Below are 20,912 nucleotides of genomic sequence, written 5' to 3'. Positions count from 1 at the left end.
CGATTGGTGGGCGGCGGGACGCGCCGCCGCTGCAGTCCACGCTTCGATAGCGAAAGTTGAGAGATACACTTGACGTTTACGGAAAGGTAAGGCGAAATCACTCCTTCGTGTCCGTCGATGACGTCTTAGGCGGCCTTGACCGCAGCCCAGACGTTGCGGGTAAAACTTGATGCCGTCGCGCCTGGCGCCGGTGGCAGAATGTTTTTCAAATACTTTTCATTCGGGAGCGAGACTCCTGGAGGAGACAGGCACCATGGCAATCGACGCAGCAGGTGCGCGCGAAGCGCTCATCGCGCCGAAAGACGGGCTTTCCTACGTGCGCGGCACGACCGCGACGCCACTCAGCGACGCGACCATCGGCGCATTCCTCCTCGAAACCGTTCAACGGTTTCCCGAGCGGCCGGCAGTTGTGTTTCGCGAACAGGGCATCCGATGGACCTGGCGCGAGTTCGCCGATGAAGTCGACGTGCTCGCCGCAGGTTTTCTCGCGCTTGGCATCGTGCCGGGCGACCGCGTCGGTATCTGGTCGCCGAATCGCGTCGAGTGGCTGCTTACGCAGTTCGCCACGGCCCGCATCGGTGCGGTGCTGGTCAACATCAATCCCGCCTACCGCCTTGCTGAACTCGAATACGCGCTGAACAAGGTTGGCTGCAAGGCGATTGTCACGGCCGAGAGCTTCAAGACCACGAAGTACCTCGAAATGCTGCAGACGCTAGCTCCCGAACTGGCGAATGCCACGCCTGGCGATCTGCATGCGGCGCGCTTGCCGGACCTGCGCGCAGTGATCCGCATGTGCGACACCGAAACGCCTGGCATGCTCAATTTCAGCGAGCTGGTGGAGATGGGTCGCGAGCGGCTCGAGCGGACGGGCAAGGCGGAACTGGACGCGATCGGCACGACGCTTTCCGCCGACGATCCGATCAACATCCAGTTCACAAGCGGCACGACGGGCAACCCGAAGGGCGCCACGCTTACGCACCGCAACGTCCTCAATAACGGGCGTTTCATTGCGATGGCGATGCGGCTCACCGAAGAGGATTCGCTTTGCATCCCGGTGCCGCTCTATCACTGCTTCGGCATGGTGCTCGCGGTGCTGGCTTGCGTGTCGGTGGGCGCGAACATGGTGTTCCCCGGCGAGGCGTTCGATCCGCGCGCAACGCTCGAAGCGGTATCAGAAGAGGGATGTACCGCGCTGCACGGCGTGCCGACCATGTTCATCGCCGAACTCGATCACCCCGACTTCGCGAGCTTCGATCTGAGGCGTCTGCGCACCGGCATCATGGCTGGCTCGCCGTGTCCGATCGAGACGATGAAACGCGTCGTGTCGAAGATGCATCTCGCGGAAATCACGATTGCGTACGGCATGACGGAGACGAGCCCGGTGTCGTTCCAGAGTTCGACGACCGATCCGCTCGACAAGCGCACGACCACGGTCGGACGCATCCAGCCGCATCTGGAAGTGAAGATCGTCGATCCGCTTGGCAATACCGTGCCGGTGGGCGTTACCGGGGAGCTTTGCACGAAGGGCTATTCGGTGATGCGCGGCTACTGGGGCGATGACGCCAGAACGGCGGAAGCGATCGTGGACGGCTGGATGCACACGGGCGATCTCGCGACGATCGACGCGGACGGTTACTGCAACATCGTCGGCCGCATTAAAGACATGTTGATCCGCGGTGGCGAGAACATCTATCCGCGCGAGATCGAAGAATTCTTGTTCAGGCATCCGAAGGTGCAGTCCGTGCAGGTGTTCGGCGTGCCCGATGCGAAATACGGCGAAGAGGTCTGCGCGTGGATCGTGCTGCAGCCTGGCGAAGAGGCGAGTGCGGAGGAGATCCAGGCGTTCTGCCAGGGGCAGATTGCCCACTACAAGATTCCGAAATACATCCGGTTCGTGAACGAACTCCCGATGACCGTAACGGGCAAGGTGCAAAAGTTCGTAATGCGCGCGCGCATGATGGACGAACTGAAGATCGGCGAGCAGAAGACGGCGTGACCGAGACAGCCCGCAGTGACACGCAAGTGCGCCGCGGGCGATGCACCGCGATACTTTGGAAAGCGAAGGATTGTGACGCAGACGGGACGAATAATCCCAAAACGCAGACGAAAAAAAAGCGGGCCTGGAGCCCGCTAAAAACCACACGCTACGGGGTTAGCGCGAGGAGACCAAAGGAGGAGCCGGCAGTAGGACGTGCTGCACGCGCCGGTCACGGCTCCAGCAAAGATGCCCCTTGAGAGAGCTTCGGCATGATGCCGACAGGTCGGTGATTCGTGTACACACAGTCACACCCGACCACATCCGTGTTGAAACCGTTGAAGGTATTGTGGGCGAATTAATGAACCTTGACGGTAACAAAGTGTTTCAGGTTGTAACGCCCGCCAGATAAGGCTTTGCGGGATTTTTTGCCATCCTGAACGTTATGCCTGAGTCATTCTTACCGGTATGTTCGGTGGCTTACAGATAGCCGGATAGTCCGTTCGCCAGCAGGCAATTCGTCGGGCATGAACCAATGCCCGGTGCGCGGGCATTCGAGTGCATTCGTAGAGGCAAAACGCGCATGCTTTGCAGTTTTGCGGACGGCATCGATACCGTTCGCGGTCCATCCAACGAAGTCCTCACTTTTTCGCGCATTCGAATTCACGGTTGCAACTCCGTGAGTGGTTCAACGCACACAGTGCAAGCCAAAGCGAAGGCTCACTTGAGCCACTTGTCCGAGATCGACTGATACTCGCCGCTTGCCTGAAGCAGATGGAGCCACTGATTCACGTACTGCTGGAACACGACGTCGCCGCGCGGGACCATCCACGCCTTCTCGCCGTACTGGAACGGCTTGTCGGGATGCACCGAGCACAGGCCGGGATTGAGCTTTTGCTGAAGCAGCGTCTCGGAGGCATCGGTGATCATCACGTCGGCCTTGCCATCGAGGATCTGTTTGAACACGGTTACGTTGTCCGGGTACACGGTGAGGTTTGCGTGCGTGAGGAACTGCCGCGCAAAGCGTTCGTTCGTACCGCCCGGATTTACGATGACGCGAGTCGTCGGCTGGTCGATTTGCGTGAGCGTCTGGTATTTGGCGACGTCGGTGCAACGCACGATCGGCGTCTTGCCATCCACTTGATATGCCTCGGTGAAGAATGCGCGCTTCTGGCGTTCGAGCAACGTCGACACACCACCCACCGCGATATCGCATTTCGCGAGGAAATCGGTCATCAGGTTCGACCACGTCGTCTTCACGAACTCCGTCTTCACACCGAGCGATTTCGCAAGCGACGCGCTCATGTCGATGTCGATACCCTCGAATGTGTCGTCCGCACGGCGGAACGAGTAGGGCTTGTAATCGCCCGTCGTGCAGATGCGCAGCGTGCCGCGTGCGATCACTTCGTCGAGCCGCGAGGGCGTCGCCGTGCTCTGTGCAAACGCGGGTTGCACAAATGCGGCTGCGCCCAGCACAGCACCCGCGGTGATGAGGCGGACGATCGCCGCTTTTGTCATGGTGTCTCCTCCAGTTTGTGGTCGCATTGGTGTAATCGTCAGGAAAGGCTACCGATGATAGCCAACATGCACACACCAGTTAAGCAGCGGCTGACCCGGTGGCGTTCGGTCGCTGGTTCTGCCGCTCGCGACGGCGTCGGCGGGCGTCCGCTCCGGTAAAATGGCGGCTTGCTCGTCAATCCTGAAGCGCCTCCCGGCGTACCCTGCTCGTGGCTCACACTCTTCTGAACGACACTTTCCTGCGCGCGCTGCTGCGCCAGCCGACCGAATACACGCCGATCTGGCTGATGCGCCAGGCAGGCCGTTATCTGCCGGAGTACAACGCCACGCGCAGCCGCGCCGGCAGCTTCCTCGGTCTTGCGAAGAACCCCGACTACGCGACCGAAGTCACGCTGCAGCCGCTCGACCGTTATCCGCTCGACGCCGCCATCCTGTTCTCGGACATCCTCACCATTCCTGATGCCATGGGCCTCGGCCTCGACTTCCAGGCGGGCGAGGGGCCGAAGTTCGCGCATCCGGTGCGCACCGAAGCCGATGTCGCGAAGCTTGCGGTGCCGGACATCGGCGCGACGCTCGGCTACGTGACGGACGCCGTGCGCGAAATCCGCCGCGCGCTGACCGATGCGCAAGGCTGTCAGCGTGTGCCGCTGATCGGCTTTTCGGGCAGCCCGTGGACGCTCGCGTGCTACATGGTCGAGGGTGGCGGTTCGGACGACTTCCGCACGGTGAAGTCGATGCTGTACGCACGACCGGACCTGATGCAGCGCATCCTCGATGTGAACGCGCAAGCCGTCGCTGCTTATCTGAACGCGCAGATCGAAGCGGGCGCGCAGGCCGTCATGATCTTCGACACCTGGGGTGGCGCGCTGGCGGACGGCGCCTATCAACGCTTCTCGCTCCAGTACATCGCGCAGGTCGTAGCGGCCCTCAAGCGCGAGCACGAAGGCCGACGCGTGCCGGTCATCACGTTCACGAAGGGCGGCGGGCTATGGCTCGACGAAATCGCGGCGATTGGCGTCGACGCGGTCGGCCTCGACTGGACGGTGAACCTCGGACGCGCGCGTGAGCGCGTGGGCGAGCGCGTGGCGCTGCAGGGCAATCTGGACCCGTCGGTGTTGTTCGCGTCGCCTGCAGCGATTCGCGCCGAAGCGCGCGCGGTGCTCGACAGCTTCGGGGCGCATCTCGGCCATGTGTTCAATCTGGGGCACGGAATTTCGCAGTTCACGCCGCCGGAGAGCGTGGCGGAACTGGTAGACGAAGTTCACAGTCACAGCCGGGCGATTCACGCCGGCGCCTGACGATCGTTTTGTTGCGACGCAATGCGTCGTACTCCGGACGCCCGTAGATGGGCGTGCCGAAACGGCCAGCCAGAGGCACTTCCGGAGAAGTCAAGACTTGACTTATACACACTTGCCTCGTTGCGGCGCGCAAGAGGGAAAAATTGCCGCAACGGGGTGCCCATGTCCGCTAACGATCAATCGGGCCCTTGACAGGCAAGGCTTTCGGCGCTCCATGGCGTTTTGTGCGCCGTCCAACACAACGGCGGTGCGGCGGCGCGTGCGCCCGGTGGCTTGCGAGTTCTCAACAAAGTTATCCACAGGGGCAGGATCGGGTGCTCGATTGTTCTGCGGAATCCAAAACTTAGCGCGAAATATAAAGCTTTACTTTAAGTTGGTGAGTGTGTGCGCCAGGACACAGACACGGACCAGGAGATACCCTTGACGGCGGGATTCGTGCGCGTCGCGCTAGACCACCCGCTGCCGGCGCTATACGACTATCGCTACCCGGCCAGCGCGCCCGCCCCGCAGCCCGGCATGCTGGTGCGCGTGCCGTTCGGGCGGCGCGACGTGGTGGGACTCGTATGCGAAGTGGATTCGCACAGCGACGTTCCCGCCGCCAAGCTTCGCGACGTGAGCGCCGTCTGCGCTGCGTGCCCGCCGCTTTCCGCGCAATGGCTCGAGCTTGCTGCTTTCGCTGCCGACTACTATCAGCGCGGCCTCGGCGAAGTGGCGCTGCCCGCGCTGCCGCAGGCGCTGCGCGACCCGTCGCGATGGGGCCGGCTGCTCGCGCCCGAAGAGCGCTACCGCCTGCTGCCGGCGGGCCGTGAGGCGCTTCCAGAAGCGTTGCCCGCGCGCGCGCAGGCACTGCGCCGGCTGGCAGAGGCGTTGGCGGAAACCGGCGAACTCGATCTCGCCGACGCCAAAACGCTGCACCCAAAGGCCGCACCCACGCTGGAAAGCTGGCGCGAGGCGGGTTGGGTCGAATACGAGCGAGTCGAATTCGGCGCAGGGTCCGTGGCCGCGAAGTGCGCAAGCGCAGAAACCGTGCAGGGCCCGACGCTGAGCGACGAGCAGACCGCCGCCGTCGACGCGATCCAGGCCGCCCGCAGCTTCGCGCCGTTCCTGCTGCACGGCGTGACCGGCAGCGGCAAGACGGAGGTCTATCTGCGCGCGCTGGCCGCGCTGCTGGAACGCGAGCCCGATGCCCAGGCGCTCGTCCTCGTTCCCGAAATCAATCTAACGCCGCAGTTCGAAGCGGCGTTCCGCACGCGCTTCGCGGCCACGCTCCCCGACGATGCGATCGTCACACTCCACAGCGGGCTCGCCGAAGGCGAGCGTGCGCGCAACTGGCTCGCGGCTCATACGGGCCGCGCGCGCATCGTGCTCGGCACGCGTCTGGCCGTATTGGCTTCACTGCCGCGTCTCGCGATGATCGTCGTCGACGAGGAGCACGATCCCGCCTACAAGCAGCAGGAAGGGCTGCGCTATTCCGCGCGCGATCTCGCTGTGTGGCGGGCGAAGCAACTCGGCGTCCCGGTGGTGCTCGGCTCGGCGACGCCGTCGCTCGAAAGCTGGTGGCAGGCCGAGCAGGGCCGCTACACGCGCCTCACGCTTTCGCGTCGCGCCATCGCCGACGCCGTGCTGCCCGCGATCAGGCTGATCGATCTGGAAGAGGAGCGGCGGCGCGGCCGTGCGTCGTTCGAGGGCCTGTCGGGGCCGCTGGTTGCCGCGATGAAGGCGCGCCTCGAGCGGGGCGAGCAAAGTCTCGTGTTCCTGAACCGGCGCGGCTACGCGCCGACGCTCGCGTGCGACGCCTGTGGCTGGGTGGCGGGCTGCCCTCGCTGCAGCGCCTACGTCGTGCTGCACAAGCCCGAGCGGGCGCTGCGCTGCCACCACTGCGGCTGGGAATCACGCATCCCGCGTTCGTGCCCCGAGTGTGGCAACGTCGATATCGCCCCGATGGGACGCGGTACGCAGCGTATCGAGGAAGCGCTTGCGAGCGCGGTGCCCGGCGCCCGCGTGCTGCGCATCGACGCCGACAGCACGCGCCGCAAGGGCAGTGCGCAAGCGTTGTTCTCGGATGTGCATGCGGGCGACGTCGATATTCTGGTCGGCACGCAGATGATCGCGAAAGGTCACGATTTCCAGCGCGTGTCGCTCGTGGGCGTGCTCAACGCCGACAACGCGCTGTTTTCGCACGACTTTCGCGCGAGCGAGCGGCTGTTCGCCCAGTTGATGCAGGTAAGCGGCCGCGCGGGCCGCGCCGGACTACCCGGCGAGGTGCTGGTGCAGACGCGTTATCCACGACATGCGCTTTATCACGCACTGGCGCGCCATGACTATGTGGGGTTTGCTAATGCGCAGTTGGCGGAGCGCCGCGACGCGCATCTGCCGCCGTTCGTCTACCAGGCGCTGCTGCGCGCCGAGGGGCGCACGCTGGAGGCGGCGCTCGAGTTCCTCTCGCAGGCGGCACACGCCCTGACGGCGATTCCTGCGGCCGAGCGGGTGACGGTCTACGACGCAGTGCCGCTGACGATCGTCAAGGTGATGAACGTCCACCGTGCGCAACTGCTCGTGGAAAGCCAGTCTCGTGCGGCGCTGCAGGCCACATTGCGTGCGTGGCAGCCGGCGCTGCGCGCGCTGCGCGGCGTGCTGCGCTGGAACCTCGAAGTCGATCCGCTCGATATTTAGAGCTTCGCGTGGGCGACGAGGCCGTCGCCGCGCGATGCCGCATGCAGTCGATGGCCTAGCGGTGCGCTCTTTCCACAAGCTTCACCCGCCGCACCGCAGGCGCCGCCGCGCCGCGTATGAACAGCACGGCACACATCGCGCACATGCTCCAGATTCCGATCACCACGATGAACTGTTCCATTTCGCCCTCCCGTATTGCTGTCGCAATCGTTTCATCTTGATATACCAGCTATATCGGCGCGGAAGTGGATTCACTGAGGGTGATCAGAATAAGTCCTGGCCAGGGAAAATACTGAGCGCAACCCGTCAAGCCCGGCTGACGGGCATCGGCTGCAAATCCCCGCACCATAAGGGTTCTCTCGGGGTGCAACCAATTCGACGGAGTGGTTGCACCTTTTTATTTGAAAGGTTAGGATTCGGCCAACTTTTAGTCTTTCGCCGGTGCGTGTCGACCGGCATACGAAGGAATCATGGCCAGCACCACCCTTGGCGTCAAAGTCGACGACCTCCTCCGCTCCCGGCTGAAAGATGCCGCCGCACGCCTCGAACGCACCCCGCATTGGCTCATCAAGCAGGCAATATTTGCTTATCTCGAAAAGATCGAGCATGGCCAGTTGCCCCCTGAACTGACGGGCCACGCGGGCGCCACGGATCTCGTGGACGGCACCAACGCCGAAGCCGAGGACGAAGCCGCGTCGCACCCGTTCCTCGAATTCGCGCAAAACGTGCAACCGCAGTCGGTGTTGCGCGCGGCAATCACGGCCGCGTACCGCCGTCCCGAGCCGGAGTGCGTGCCGTTCCTGATTGGCGAAGCGCGCCTGCCCACGAACCTGACGGGCGACGTGTCGAAGCTCGCGACGCGTCTCGTCGAGACGCTGCGCGCCAAGCGTTCGGGCGGCGGCGTCGAGGGGCTGATTCACGAGTTCTCGCTGTCGAGCCAGGAAGGTGTTGCGCTGATGTGCCTCGCCGAGGCGCTCCTGCGCATTCCCGACCGCGCCACGCGCGACGCGCTGATTCGCGACAAGATCAGCAAGGGCGACTGGAAATCGCACGTCGGCCATGCGCCTTCGTTGTTCGTGAACGCCGCCACGTGGGGCCTGATGATCACGGGCAAGCTCGTCACGACGAACAGCGAGACGGGGCTTTCGTCGGCGCTCACGCGCATGATCGGCAAGGGCGGCGAGCCGCTGATCCGCAAGGGCGTCGACATGGCGATGCGCCTGATGGGCGAGCAGTTCGTCACGGGCGAAAACATTTCCGAAGCGCTCGCGAACAGCCGCAAGTTCGAAGCACGCGGCTTCCGCTACTCGTACGACATGCTCGGCGAAGCGGCCACGACCGAAGCCGATGCGCTGCGCTACTACGCCTCCTACGAGCAGGCGATCCACGCGATCGGCAAGGCCGCCGGTGGCCGCGGCATCTACGAGGGCCCGGGTATCTCGATCAAGCTCTCCGCACTGCATGCGCGTTATTCGCGCGCGCAGCAGGAGCGCACGATGAGCGAACTGCTGCCGCGCGTGCGTGCGCTCGCCGTGCTCGCTCGCCGCTATGACATCGGCCTGAACATCGACGCTGAAGAAGCCGATCGCCTCGAACTCTCGCTCGACCTGCTCGAAGCGCTGTGCTTCGATCCGGAACTGCAGGGCTGGAACGGTATCGGCTTCGTGGTGCAGGCGTACCAGAAGCGCTGCCCGTTCGTGATCGACTACATCGTCGATCTCGCCCGCCGCAGCCGTCACCGCATCATGGTCCGCCTCGTGAAGGGCGCGTACTGGGATACCGAAATCAAGCGCGCCCAGGTCGACGGCCTCGAAGGCTATCCGGTCTACACGCGCAAGATCTACACCGACGTTTCGTACCTCGCCTGCGCGAAGCGGCTGCTCGGCGCACCCGACGCTGTGTACCCGCAGTTCGCGACGCACAACGCGTACACGCTCTCGGCGATCTATCACCTCGCGGGGCAGAACTACTATCCCGGCCAGTACGAGTTCCAGTGCCTGCACGGCATGGGCGAACCGCTGTACGAAGAAGTCACTGGGCCGCTCGCAGCGGGCAAACTCAACCGCCCGTGCCGCGTCTACGCGCCGGTCGGCACGCATGAGACGCTGCTTGCGTACCTCGTGCGGCGTCTGCTCGAAAACGGCGCCAACACGTCGTTCGTCAACCGCATCGCCGACGAAACGGTGCCGGTGAGCGAACTGGTCGCGAACCCCATCGACGAAGCCGCGAAGGTCGTCCCGACCGGCGCGCCGCACGCGAAGATTCCGCTGCCGCGCGATCTCTACGGCAGCGAGCGTCTCAATTCGATGGGCCTCGACCTCTCGAACGAACATCGTCTCGCGTCGCTCTCGTCGGCGCTGCTTGCGAGCGCGCACCATCCGTGGCGCGCCATGCCGATGCTCGAGGACAACCAGGATGCAATCGCGTCCGGCGTCGCGCGCGACGTGCGTAACCCGGCCGATCATCGCGATGTCGTGGGCACCGTGGTCGAAGCGTCAGCGGAACACGTGAGCGCCGCGCTCGCGCACGCCGTAGCCGCCGCGCCGATCTGGCAGGCGACGCCAGTCGACGCGCGCGCCGATTGCCTCGCACGCGCCGCCGACCTGCTCGAAGCGCAGATGCACACGCTGATGGGGCTGATCGTGCGCGAGGCGGGCAAGTCGTTGCCGAACGCCGTCGCCGAGATCCGTGAAGCGATCGACTTCCTGCGTTACTACTCGGCGCAGATCCGCGAGGAATTCTCGAACGACACGCATCGTCCGCTCGGCCCCGTGGTCTGTATCAGCCCGTGGAATTTCCCGCTCGCGATCTTCATGGGCCAGGTGGCCGCCGCGCTCGCCGCGGGCAACACCGTGCTCGCGAAGCCCGCTGAGCAAACGCCGCTGATCGCGGCCCAGGCCGTGCGCATCCTGCGCGAAGCGGGCGTGCCGGCCGGCGCCGTGCAACTGCTGCCGGGCGACGGCGAAACCGTGGGCGCGGCGCTCGTCGCCGACCCGCGCACGCGCGCCGTGATGTTCACCGGTTCGACCGAAGTCGCGCGCCTCATCAACAAGACGCTTTCGGAGCGCCTCGATGCCGAAGGCCGTCCGATTCCGCTGATCGCCGAAACTGGCGGCCAGAACGCGATGATCGTCGATTCGTCGGCGCTCGCGGAGCAGGTTGTCGCGGACGTGCTGCAATCGGCATTCGATTCGGCGGGCCAGCGCTGCTCGGCGCTGCGTGTGCTGTGTCTGCAAGAGGACGTGGCGGAGCGCACGCTCGAAATGCTCTCGGGCGCGATGAAGGAACTGGCGATCGGCAATCCTGATCGTCTTTCGACCGACGTCGGCCCTGTGATCGACGTCGACGCGAAGCGCGGCATCGATGCGCACGTCGCGACGATGCGCGAAAAGGGTCGCAACGTCGTGCAACTGGCGATGCCGGAAGGCTCGGTTCAGGGTACGTTCGTGCCGCCGACGCTCATCGAACTGGACAGCATCGACGAGCTCAAGCGCGAAGTATTCGGCCCGGTTCTGCACGTGATCCGCTATCGCCGCAGCCAGCTCGACAAACTGCTCGAACAGATCCGTTCGACCGGCTACGGTCTCACGCTCGGTATTCACACGCGTATCGACGAGACCATCGCGCATGTGGTCGGCCGCGCGCACGTGGGCAACATCTACGTGAACCGCAACGTGGTCGGCGCGGTGGTGGGCGTGCAGCCGTTCGGCGGCGAAGGGCTCTCGGGCACGGGTCCGAAGGCAGGCGGCGCGCTGTATCTGTCGCGCCTGCTGGCGAAGCGTCCTTCCGGTTTGCCGAAGTCGCTTTCGAACGCGCTGGTGGTCGACGCGCCGCAGGGTGAGAACACGGAGCGTCCGCAGTCGGCACCGCTTTCGGCGCAAGCCGCTCTCACGACGCTGCGCGACTGGCTGATCGCCGAACGCGATCCGGCCCTCGCGGCCCGCTGCGACGGCTACCTCGAGTACGTGCTCGCGGGCGCAACGGCCGTGCTGCCGGGCCCGACGGGCGAACGCAACACCTATACGCTCTCGGCGCGCGGCACGGTGCTGTGTGTGCCGTCGACGGCGACCGGCGCTCGCGCGCAGTTCGCCGCCGCACTCGCGACGGGCAATCGCGCACTCTTTTCTGGCGCGGCGGGCGAAGCCCTTGTGAACGCGTTGCCGGCGTCGCTGAAGGCGCACGCGACGATGCATAAGGGCGGCGATTCGTCGCAATACGACGCGGTGCTCTTCGAAGGCGACAGCGACGAACTGCTCGCGCTCGTGAAGGAAGTGGCGAAGCGTCCGGGGCCGATCGTATCGGTGCAGGGCGTCGCGGCCCATGCGCTCGCGAACGGCGATGAAGATTACGCACTCGAACGTCTCCTCACGGAGCGTTCGGTGAGCGTGAACACAGCCGCCGCGGGCGGTAACGCTAACTTGATGACGATTGGCTAAGCAACAGCCATACTGTCGGTCGTCTCTTGACAACGAAGCGGCAAAGCTACGCGCCGAAGCCGCTCCAATCACCTGGGAACTAGGAGAAGCCATGCAACACACGATGAAGCAGCTGGCAGGCGCAACGATCGTTGCCGCCATGTCGCTGGCGGGGACCGCACACGCGCAGCAAGTGGAGGAAGTGAAGATCGGTTTTGCCGGTCCGATGACGGGCGCGCAAGCGCACTACGGCAAGGACTTCCAGAACGGCATCACGCTTGCCGTCGAGCAGGAGAACGCAACCAAGCCGACGATCGGCGGCAAGCAGGTTCGCTTCGTCCTCGACGCGCAGGACGACCAGGCCGACCCGCGCACGGGCACGACCGTCGCGCAGAAGCTGGTGGACGACGGCATCAAGGGCATGCTCGGCCACTTCAATTCGGGTACGACCATCCCGGCATCGCGCATCTACTCGAACGCTGGCATCCCGCAGATCGCCATGGCGACGGCGCCGGAGTACACGCAGCAAGGCTTCAAGACGACGTTCCGCATGATGACCTCGGACACGCAGCAAGGTTCGGTGGCCGGCACGTTCGCAGTGAAGTCGCTCGGCATGAAGAAGATTGCCGTGGTTGACGATCGCACGGCCTACGGCCAGGGTCTCGCCGACCAGTTCGCGAAGGCCGCGAAGGCAGCAGGCGGCACGATCATCGATCGCGAATACACGAACGACAAGGCCGTGGACTTCAAGTCGATCCTGACCAAGCTGAAGGCGCAGAATCCGGACCTCATTTACTACGGCGGCGCGGATTCGCAAGCTGGCCCGATGGTCAAGCAGATGAAGTCGCTCGGCATCAAGGCTCCGCTGATGGGCGGCGAAATGGTCCACACGCCGACGTTCCTGCAGATCGCAGGTGACGCGGCGAACGGCACGGTGGCATCGCTGGCGGGCCTGCCGCTGGAAGAAATGCCTGGCGGCAAGGACTACGTGGCCAAGTACAAGCAGCGCTTCGGTGAAGACGTCCAGACGTACTCGCCGTATGCGTACGACGGCGCGATGGCGATGTTCGCAGCGATGAAGGCGGCGAACTCGACGGATCCGGCGAAGTACCTGTCGTACCTCGCGAAGACCAACATGCCGGCTGTGACGTCGAAGGCTCTCGCGTATGACGAGCGTGGCGACCTGAAGAACGGCGGCATCACGCTGTACAAGGTTGTCGACGGCAAGTGGACGACGCTGCAAAGCGTGGGCGGCAAGTAATGCGCCTTGCGGCGTGAGGTGAGCGGCGGACGTGATGTCCGCTGCCGCGCGCCGCCAAGTCAGATGTGCAAAGCCCTGCAGGAAGACTTTCCTGCAGGGCTTTTTCTTTTGCGGAGGCGGACGCAGCGGCGCGTCCTTCGCCGCCGCTTCGTTGTCGCGCTTAAACGCGCTTACGCGCCCGACTTGAGCGCCGCGTCGCGAATCTGCGTGAGCGTTGCGGCGGGCGTGCTCGCGTCCTTCGGGATGCGGATTTCGATCACCGCAGGCCGTCCTGCTTCTAGCGCGCGATCGAGTGCCGGCAGGAACGCCGCGGTGGATTCGACGACTTCGCCATGCGCCCCGAACGCATGCGCGAACGCCGCGAAATCCGGATTCGTCAACTGCGTGCCATGGACGCGCCCCGGGTAGTGGCGTTCCTGATGCATGCGGATCGTGCCGTAGTGTTCGTTGTTCACGACGATGAATACGACGGCGAGCCCGTACTGCATCGCCGTGGCGATCTCCGGTGCCGACATCATGAAACACCCATCGCCCGCGAGCGCGACCACGGTGCGTTCCGGATAGAGCGACTTCGCGGCGATCGCGGCCGGCACGCCGTAGCCCATCGCGCCGCTGGTGGGCGCAAGCTGCGAGCGGAAATGCCGATACGCGAAATGACGATGAAGCCATGTCGCGTAGTTGCCCGCGCCGTTCGTGACGATGGCATCGTCGGGCAGGCGTGCGCGCAACTGCTGAATTACTTCGCCCAACTGAACATCGCCGGGCATGGGACGCGGCTCGCGCCATGCGAGATACGCGCGATGCGCTTCTTCGGCCGAGCCATCCCACGCGCACGTGGTGGGCGCTTCGAGCGCCGCGAGCATCGACGCGATTTCGGGCAGGCCCGAGACGATCGGCAGATCGGCGGCATACACGCGTCCGAGTTCTTCCGTGCCCTGATGGACGTGGATCAGCGTCTGCTTCGTCTTCGGGATGTCGAGGAGTGCGTAGCCGCCCGTCGTTGCTTCGCCGAGGCGCGGTCCGAGCGCGAGCAGCACATCGGCATCGCGGATGCTTGCTCCAAGCGCCGGATTCACGCCGAGGCCCACATCGCCTGCGTAGTTCGGGTGATCGTTGTTCAGTGTGTCCTGGAAGCGGAACGCGAGCCCGATGGGCAGACGCCAGCGTTCGACGAAACGCTGCAGGTCAGCGCAGGCGGCGCTCGTCCAGCCGTGACCGCCCACGAGCACGAACGGCTTTTTCGCGTTAGCGAGCAGCGTGCGCAACTGCTCGATCTGCGTGGCGGACGGCGAGGCCTGCACGCGCTGCGCGGCGGGGGCGACGGCCTGCGCATCGGCGGCTGGAAACGGATTGCTCAGCATGTCCTCGGGCAGCGCGAGCACGACGGGTCCAGGACGCCCCGACGTCGCGATGTGGAACGCGTGGCTCAGGTACTCGGGCACGCGACGGGCGTCGTCGATCTGCGCGACCCACTTCGCCATTTGCCCGAACATGCGGCGGTAATCGATCTCCTGGAAAGCCTCACGGTCCATCTGATCGCGCGCGACCTGCCCGATCAGCAGGATCATCGGCGACGAATCCTGGAACGCCGTGTGCACGCCGATCGACGCATGCGTCGCGCCCGGCCCGCGCGTGACGAGCGCGATGCCGGGCTTGCTGGTGAGTTTGCCGACCGCTTCGGCCATGTTGGCCGCTGCCGCTTCGTGGCGGCAAACGATCGTCTCGATGCGGTCCGTGACATCGTGAAGCGCGTCGAGCACCGCGAGGTAGCTCTCGCCCGGCACGCAGAACACGCGCGTCACGCCGTTCGCGTTCAGCGCATCGACGAGAAGGCGTGCGCCTGTGGTGGTCGGTGAATCGGTCGGCGGTGTCATCGCGGTCATGTTTCTATGTCTCCTCCAGTTATGCATTCGAACGAACAGGACGACGCGCGCTTCGCGTCAGCACTCGACGATATTCACCGCGAGGCCGCCGCGCGACGTCTCCTTGTACTTCGTTTTCATGTCGGCGCCGGTCTCGCGCATGGTCTTGATGACCGAGTCGAGCGAGACGTAATGCGCGCCGTTGCCGCGCAGCGCCATACGTGCGGCGTTCACGGCCTTCACGGATGCCATCGCATTGCGCTCGATGCACGGAATCTGAACCATGCCGCCGACGGGGTCGCAGGTGAGCCCGAGGTTGTGCTCCATGCCGATCTCGGCGGCGTTCTCGACTTGCTGCGGGCTGCCGCCGAGCACGGCGGCAAGCGCGCCCGCCGCCATCGAGCACGCGACGCCCACTTCGCCCTGGCAGCCCACTTCGGCGCCCGAGATCGACGCGTTGAGCTTGTAGAGAATGCCGATCGCGGCGGCAGTGAGCAGGAAGTCGATCACGCCGTCATCACTCGCGCCAGGCGTGAAGCGCACGTAGTAGTGGAGCACGGCGGGGATGATGCCGGCGGCGCCATTGGTCGGCGCGGTGACGACGCGGCTGCCCGCGGCGTTTTCTTCGTTGACGGCGATCGCGTAGAGGTTGATCCAGTCGATCATCGAGAGCGGGTCCTGCAGCGAACGCTCGGGGTTGCCGGTGAGCGCGCGATACAACTCCGGAGCGCGACGCTTGACCTTCAAGGGACCGGGCAGCGTGCCGTCGGCGTCTGGATTGCCGATCCCGCAGCCGCGCGCGACACACGACTGCATCACGTCCCAGATGCGCAGGAGGCCGCTGCGGATGGCGTCATCGCTGTGCCAGACGCGTTCGTTTTCGAGCATCAACTGAGCGATGCTCTTGCCCGTCGAGTTGCACAGCGCGAGCATTTCGGCACCGGTGCGGAACGGATGCGGCATCTGAGCGGCGGCGCCCAGCACCTTCGTGTTCGGCGCGCCGGCTGTCACGACGAAGCCGCCGCCCACGGAGAGATACGTGCTCTCGCGCAGCGTGGCGCCGTTGGCATCGAACGCGTACAGCTTCATGCCGTTCGGGTGCTCGGGCAGCGCCTGGCGATAGAACGCGATGTGCTCCTTCAGCACGAATGGAATCTCGTGACGGCCGAGCAGCGCGAGGACGCGCGATGCGCGCACGGCTTCGAGGCGCGCTGCGATGGTGTCGGGGTTCACGGTGTCGGGCGCGTCGCCCATCAGGCCGAGCATCACGCCGCGGTCGGTGCCGTGGCCTTTGCCGGTCGCGCCGAGCGAGCCATACAGCTCGACTTTGACTGTCGCCGTGGCGGCGAGCAGGCCGTCACGGTCGAGGCCCTCGGCGAACATCAGCGCGGCGCGCATCGGCCCGACTGTGTGCGAGCTGGAGGGTCCAATGCCGATTTTGAAGAGATCGAAAACGCTGACTGCCATCGGTACTGCTCCTGCTACGAAAAACTGACGTCTGTTGCAATGATCGCGCTTATTCGCCGTGCCTGCCTGGTCGCTCCCGCGCTGCTAGCGCGCGGGTAGCGGCAGGCACACGGCGAGCCACGCGGGCGGGGTCGGCGCAAGCTTGAGCGCGACCGGTAAAAAGCGGCCGTCCAGTCGGGCGGCCAGGTGGAAAAGCTCGGCGGCGTTTTTCGGGTCCCATGCGCCGGTGAAACCGGGCAAGCCCGCTTCGCGACGCCGCACGTCGAAAGGTACCGTCGAGCGCACGAACTCTTCGTGGGTCTTTTCGCCCGTCGCATAAGGCGTGAGCCAGTCGAGCGCCTTCGCGAGCGTTGCGCCGTTCGTCGCGCGCTCGGTGAGCCAGTTGCGGTTGTGGCGGCGCGCAGCGAGTGCCGCCGTCACCAGTGGCTGCAAATCGAATGCCACATAGTGCAGCGCATCGCGTTCGGTGAAATCGAGCGTCGAACCATCGGGCGCGACGTTATCGCCGATATGCTCGACGAAGAGGCTCTGCGCCGTCGCGATCATCTTCCGGTTGTCGAGCGTGAACGCGATCATCGCGATCAGCTTCACGCGGTGACTCTGCCAGTTGTTGGCGAAGGTACCCTTGAGCGGCCGCGGCTGCGCCTCCACCTGGGCGATGTAGCCGCTCGCGAAGCGGTTCAGGAACGCCATGGTCGCGTTGCGCGTCTTCACGGGCAGCGCGCTCGCGGTCATGTCGTAGGCGAGGATCAGTCCTTCGAAGCGCGTTTCGTCGATCGGATTGAAGCTCGGCTGATACGTGGCGACCCACGCCGCGAGGAAGCGGTCGACGAGCTTCAGAAACCGCTCGTCGCTCGTTGCTCGCCACGCGAGCGCGGCGTCGCGCATGAGGTCGAGTTCCTTCGCGGCCTCGACGCTCTGGTCGTAGATGCCCTCGTGCGGCAGCGTGCCTTCGGTGTGAAGCGTGGCAAGCGGGTGCGGCGTGTCGAAGATGCGCGACTCGACTTGCGCGACGAGTGCCTTCACGCCCGGGTCCGCGTTGGTGCGCTCGCTCGTCTGCAAGCCGGGCGCCGCGCAGAAGTTCATCGCCGCGTGTGCTGCGCTCGACAAGGCAAGCGCGGCGCAGGTCGTGGCCAGCGCGCGGGCGAATTTCGCAATGGGTTTCGCGTGAGGATGCGTCGCGACGCGTTTTTCCGGCCGGTCGGCACCGGGCGCACAGGCCCGATTGACCGCATCCGGGGAGCGCGCGCCGCCGCGCGCCTGCCGGGTCGACGCCCGGGTTGAGACCGTTCGCACCTTCCGCGCCATGCAGGCTCCCTGATTCAAGGCTGACAGGTGTGTGATGTTAGCGGTTTGCGACGGCAAATGTGAGGCGTGATGTTTGACGCCGCGCGCCAACTTCAGTCGGCGCGCGGCGGCGTGCAGGGCGCCGCGTCAGCCCTGCTGCGCCTCTGCAGCGTGTGCGTCGTCGTATTCCGCGATCGGCACGCACGAGCAGAACAGATTGCGGTCGCCATAAGCGTTATCGGCACGGCCAACCGGCGGCCAGTACTTCTGCGCCACGAGCGAGCGCACCGGGTACGCGGCCTGTTCGCGCGAGTACGCGTGCTTCCAGTCGTCCGCGACGACCACGGCTGCCGTGTGCGGCGCGTGCTTCAGCGGGTTGTCTTCCTTGTCGGCACGGCCTTCTTCCACGGCGCGGATTTCCTCGCGGATCGCGATCATCGCGTCGATGAAGCGGTCGAGTTCATCCTTCGATTCCGATTCGGTCGGCTCGACCATCAACGTGCCCGGTACCGGGAAGCTCATCGTCGGTGCGTGGAAGCCGTAGTCCATCAGGCGCTTGGCGACGTCGTCCACGGTGATGCCGCTTGCGTCCTTGATCGGGCGCAGGTCGAGAATGCACTCGTGCGCGACGAGCCCGCCGGGGCCGCTGTAGAGCACCGGGAAGTGCGGCGCGAGTTTCTTCGCGACGTAGTTCGCGTTGAGGATCGCGGCTTCGGTGGCGGCGGTGAGGTTGGCCGCGCCCATCATGGCGATGTACATCCACGAGATCGGCAGGATCGACGCCGAGCCATAAGCCGCCGCGCTCACTGCACCGATGCCGTTGTCGTCGCGCTTGTAGCCGCTCGACAACTGGTTCGGCAGGAACTGCGCGAGATGCGCGCCGACCGCGACCGGACCGACGCCCGGTCCGCCGCCGCCGTGCGGAATGCAGAAGGTCTTGTGCAGGTTCAGGTGCGAGACGTCGCCGCCGAACTGGCCCGGGGCCGCGAGGCCGACCATCGCGTTCATGTTCGCGCCGTCCACATAGACCTGGCCGCCGTGCGCGTGCACGATCTCGCAGACTTCGCGCACGTTCTCTTCGAACACGCCGTGCGTCGACGGATACGTGATCATGATCGCGGCGAGCGTGGCCGCGTGTTGTTCGGCCTTGGCCTTGAGGTCGGCGATATCGATGTTGCCTTGGGCGTCGCAAGCTACGACGACGACCTGCATGCCCGCCATCTGCGCCGACGCCGGGTTCGTGCCGTGCGCCGATGCCGGAATCAGGCAGACGTTGCGATGCCCTTCACCGCGCGAGGCATGGTACGCGTGAATGATGAGCAGACCTGCGTACTCGCCCTGCGAGCCCGCGTTCGGCTGCAGTGAAACAGCGGCGTAACCGGTCGCGGCCACGAGCATCTGTTCGAGCTGATCGACCATCTCGCGATAGCCGACGGTCTGTTCGGAGGGCGCGAACGGGTGAATGCGGCCGAACTCGGGCCACGTGACCGGCAGCATTTCCGACGTCGCGTTGAGCTTCATCGTGCACGAGCCGAGCGGGATCATCGAACGGTCGAGCGCGAGATCCTTGTCGGAGAGGCTGCGCAGATAACGCAGCATTTCCGTTTCCGAATGGTGGCGGTTGAACACCGGATGCGTGAGGTACGCGCTTTCGCGCACGAGCGTCGCCGGGAACGTGGCCGCGTTGGACTTAACGAGCGCAGCGTCGAGTGCATCGACCGACGGCGTTTCGCCCGCGAACGCGGCTTGCGCGAACACGGAGAGCAGGTCGGCGAGATCGGCACGCGTGGTCGTTTCGTCGACGGACACACCCACGCGCGTTTCGCTCACGTGGCGGAAGTTCATGCCGCGTGCGAGCGCCGCGTCGATGAGCGCCTGCGTACGCGGGCCGGTTTCGAACGTGAGCGTGTCGAAGAAGGTGCCGTTGATGCGCGTGTAGCCGAGTTGCTGCGCGCCTGCCGCGAGGATCGCCGCGATGCGGTTCACGCGTTGCGCGATCGTCTTGAGTCCGTGCGGGCCGTGATAGACGGCGTACATGCTCGCCATGATCGCGAGCAGCGCCTGCGCCGTGCAGACGTTCGACGTCGCCTTCTCGCGGCGGATGTGCTGTTCGCGCGTTTGCAGCGCGAGACGCAGTGCGGGGTTGCCTTGCGCATCGACGGTCACGCCGACGAGACGGCCCGGCATCTGCCGCTTGAATTCGTCGCGCACGGCGAGGTAGGCTGCGTGCGGGCCGCCGAAGCCCATCGGTACGCCGAAGCGCTGCGAGTTGCCGAGGGCCACGTCCGCGCCCCATTCGCCGGGCGGCGTGAGCACCGTGAGCGCGAGCAGGTCGGCGGCGGCGATGACCGCGCCACCCGTCGCGTGGACAGCATTAGCGAGTTCGCGGTAATCGCGCACGTCGCCGTTGGTGCCCGGATATTGCAGCAGCACGCCGAAGGCGCCCGCCTGTGCGGCTTCAGAAACCGGACCGACCTTCACCTCGATGCCGATCGGCTTCGCGCGCGTCTTCACGACTTCGAGCGTTTGCGGCAGCACGTCGTCGGCGACGAAGAACACATTCGACTTCGACTTGCCGGTGCGCTGCACGAGCGTCATCGCTTCGGCGGCGGCGGTGGCTTCGTCGAGCAGCGAAGCGTTCGAGATCGCGAGACCCGTGAGGTCGGTGATCATCTGCTGGAAGTTCAGCAGCGCTTCAAGGCGGCCCTGCGAGATTTCCGGCTGGTACGGCGTGTACGCGGTGTACCACGCCGGGTTCTCCAGCACGTTGCGCAGGATGACCGCTGGCGTGTGCGTGTCGTAGTAGCCCTGCCCGATGTATGAGCGGAACACCTCGTTCTTGTCCGCGATCGCGCGCAGGCCCGCGAGCGCTTCGGCTTCCGTGCGCGGCAGCGCGAAGGGGCCGAGCGGCAGCGTTTCCTTGCGGCGGATCTTCGCGGGAATCACCGCATCGATAAGCGCAGCGCGCGAGGCGAAGCCGAGCGTGTCGAGCATCGCCTGCTGGTCGGCCGTGTCGGGGCCGATGTGGCGGCCAGCGAAGGCGTCGTGCGCTTCAAGCGCAGCTAGCGAGTAAGAGGTGTTCATCAGACGATCCGGGTGTTCGAGCTTCATGGGGTGTGTCCTGTGTCGACCAGAGTCAGGGCGAAAGCCCGTACT

General features: G+C 65.2%; 11 protein-coding genes. 5 read left to right on the top strand and 6 right to left on the bottom strand.

Features of this window, described 5'->3' with window-relative positions:
• Positions 1–253 precede the first annotated feature (253 nt).
• Positions 254–1,996 carry an AMP-binding protein gene (locus L0U80_RS14950; protein WP_233865382.1) on the top strand — a complete coding sequence of 581 codons (1,743 nt, stop codon included), beginning with the start codon at positions 254–256 and terminating at the stop codon, positions 1,994–1,996.
• A 699-nt stretch (positions 1,997–2,695) separates the two neighbouring features.
• On the opposite strand, the gene L0U80_RS14945 is transcribed toward L0U80_RS14950, so the two are convergent.
• Entirely contained in the window at positions 2,696–3,493 is a 798-nt protein-coding gene (locus L0U80_RS14945) for a transporter substrate-binding domain-containing protein (protein ID WP_233865380.1), read from the bottom strand.
• A 209-nt stretch (positions 3,494–3,702) separates the two neighbouring features.
• Between L0U80_RS14945 and hemE the strand changes: the two genes are divergently transcribed.
• Together hemE and L0U80_RS14935 are read left to right on the top strand one after the other, a co-directional pair.
• Positions 3,703–4,791 (top strand): uroporphyrinogen decarboxylase, encoded by a 1,089-nt coding sequence (hemE, locus tag L0U80_RS14940; protein WP_233865378.1) that lies wholly within the window; start codon positions 3,703–3,705, stop codon positions 4,789–4,791.
• A gap of 420 nt (positions 4,792–5,211) precedes the next feature.
• Entirely contained in the window at positions 5,212–7,464 is a 2,253-nt protein-coding gene (locus tag L0U80_RS14935; protein WP_233865376.1) for a primosomal protein N', read from the top strand.
• Between the two features lie 55 nt (positions 7,465–7,519).
• Here L0U80_RS14935 and L0U80_RS31515 read toward each other — a convergent pair whose 3' ends face one another.
• Positions 7,520–7,645 carry a hypothetical protein gene (locus tag L0U80_RS31515; RefSeq protein ID WP_267954701.1) on the bottom strand — a complete coding sequence of 42 codons (126 nt, stop codon included), beginning with the start codon at positions 7,643–7,645 and terminating at the stop codon, positions 7,520–7,522.
• 289 nt (positions 7,646–7,934) lie between these two features.
• Here L0U80_RS31515 and putA point away from each other — a divergent pair, with 289 nt between their 5' ends.
• Together putA and L0U80_RS14925 are read left to right on the top strand one after the other, a co-directional pair.
• Positions 7,935–11,900 (top strand): trifunctional transcriptional regulator/proline dehydrogenase/L-glutamate gamma-semialdehyde dehydrogenase, encoded by a 3,966-nt coding sequence (gene putA / locus L0U80_RS14930; RefSeq protein WP_233865374.1) that lies wholly within the window; start codon positions 7,935–7,937, stop codon positions 11,898–11,900.
• A 91-nt stretch (positions 11,901–11,991) separates the two neighbouring features.
• Entirely contained in the window at positions 11,992–13,140 is a 1,149-nt protein-coding gene (locus L0U80_RS14925; protein ID WP_233865368.1) for a branched-chain amino acid ABC transporter substrate-binding protein, read from the top strand.
• A gap of 170 nt (positions 13,141–13,310) precedes the next feature.
• On the opposite strand, the gene L0U80_RS14920 is transcribed toward L0U80_RS14925, so the two are convergent.
• From L0U80_RS14920 to gcvP, 4 genes are all read right to left on the bottom strand, one after another.
• Positions 13,311–15,023: a thiamine pyrophosphate-binding protein gene (locus tag L0U80_RS14920; RefSeq protein WP_233865367.1), complete on the bottom strand. Its 1,713-nt coding sequence runs from the start codon at positions 15,021–15,023 to the stop codon at positions 13,311–13,313.
• Positions 15,024–15,080: 57 nt separating this feature from the next.
• Positions 15,081–16,469, bottom strand: coding sequence for an L-serine ammonia-lyase (locus tag L0U80_RS14915; protein WP_233865366.1), 1,389 nt, complete (start codon positions 16,467–16,469; stop codon positions 15,081–15,083).
• 84 nt (positions 16,470–16,553) lie between these two features.
• On the bottom strand, positions 16,554–17,555 hold the full coding sequence (locus tag L0U80_RS14910) for an alginate lyase family protein (RefSeq protein ID WP_233865983.1): 1,002 nt from the start codon (positions 17,553–17,555) through the stop codon (positions 16,554–16,556).
• A gap of 348 nt (positions 17,556–17,903) precedes the next feature.
• Positions 17,904–20,867 carry an aminomethyl-transferring glycine dehydrogenase gene (gene gcvP, locus L0U80_RS14905; protein ID WP_233865357.1) on the bottom strand — a complete coding sequence of 988 codons (2,964 nt, stop codon included), beginning with the start codon at positions 20,865–20,867 and terminating at the stop codon, positions 17,904–17,906.
• Between the last annotated feature and the right edge of the window lie 45 nt (positions 20,868–20,912).

Source organism: Paraburkholderia adhaesiva (genome assembly GCF_021390575.1).
Classification (GTDB): domain Bacteria; phylum Pseudomonadota; class Gammaproteobacteria; order Burkholderiales; family Burkholderiaceae; genus Paraburkholderia; species Paraburkholderia adhaesiva.
The sequence above is the reverse complement of the archived record's forward strand: the minus strand, read 5'-3'. Positions and strand labels throughout refer to the sequence as shown.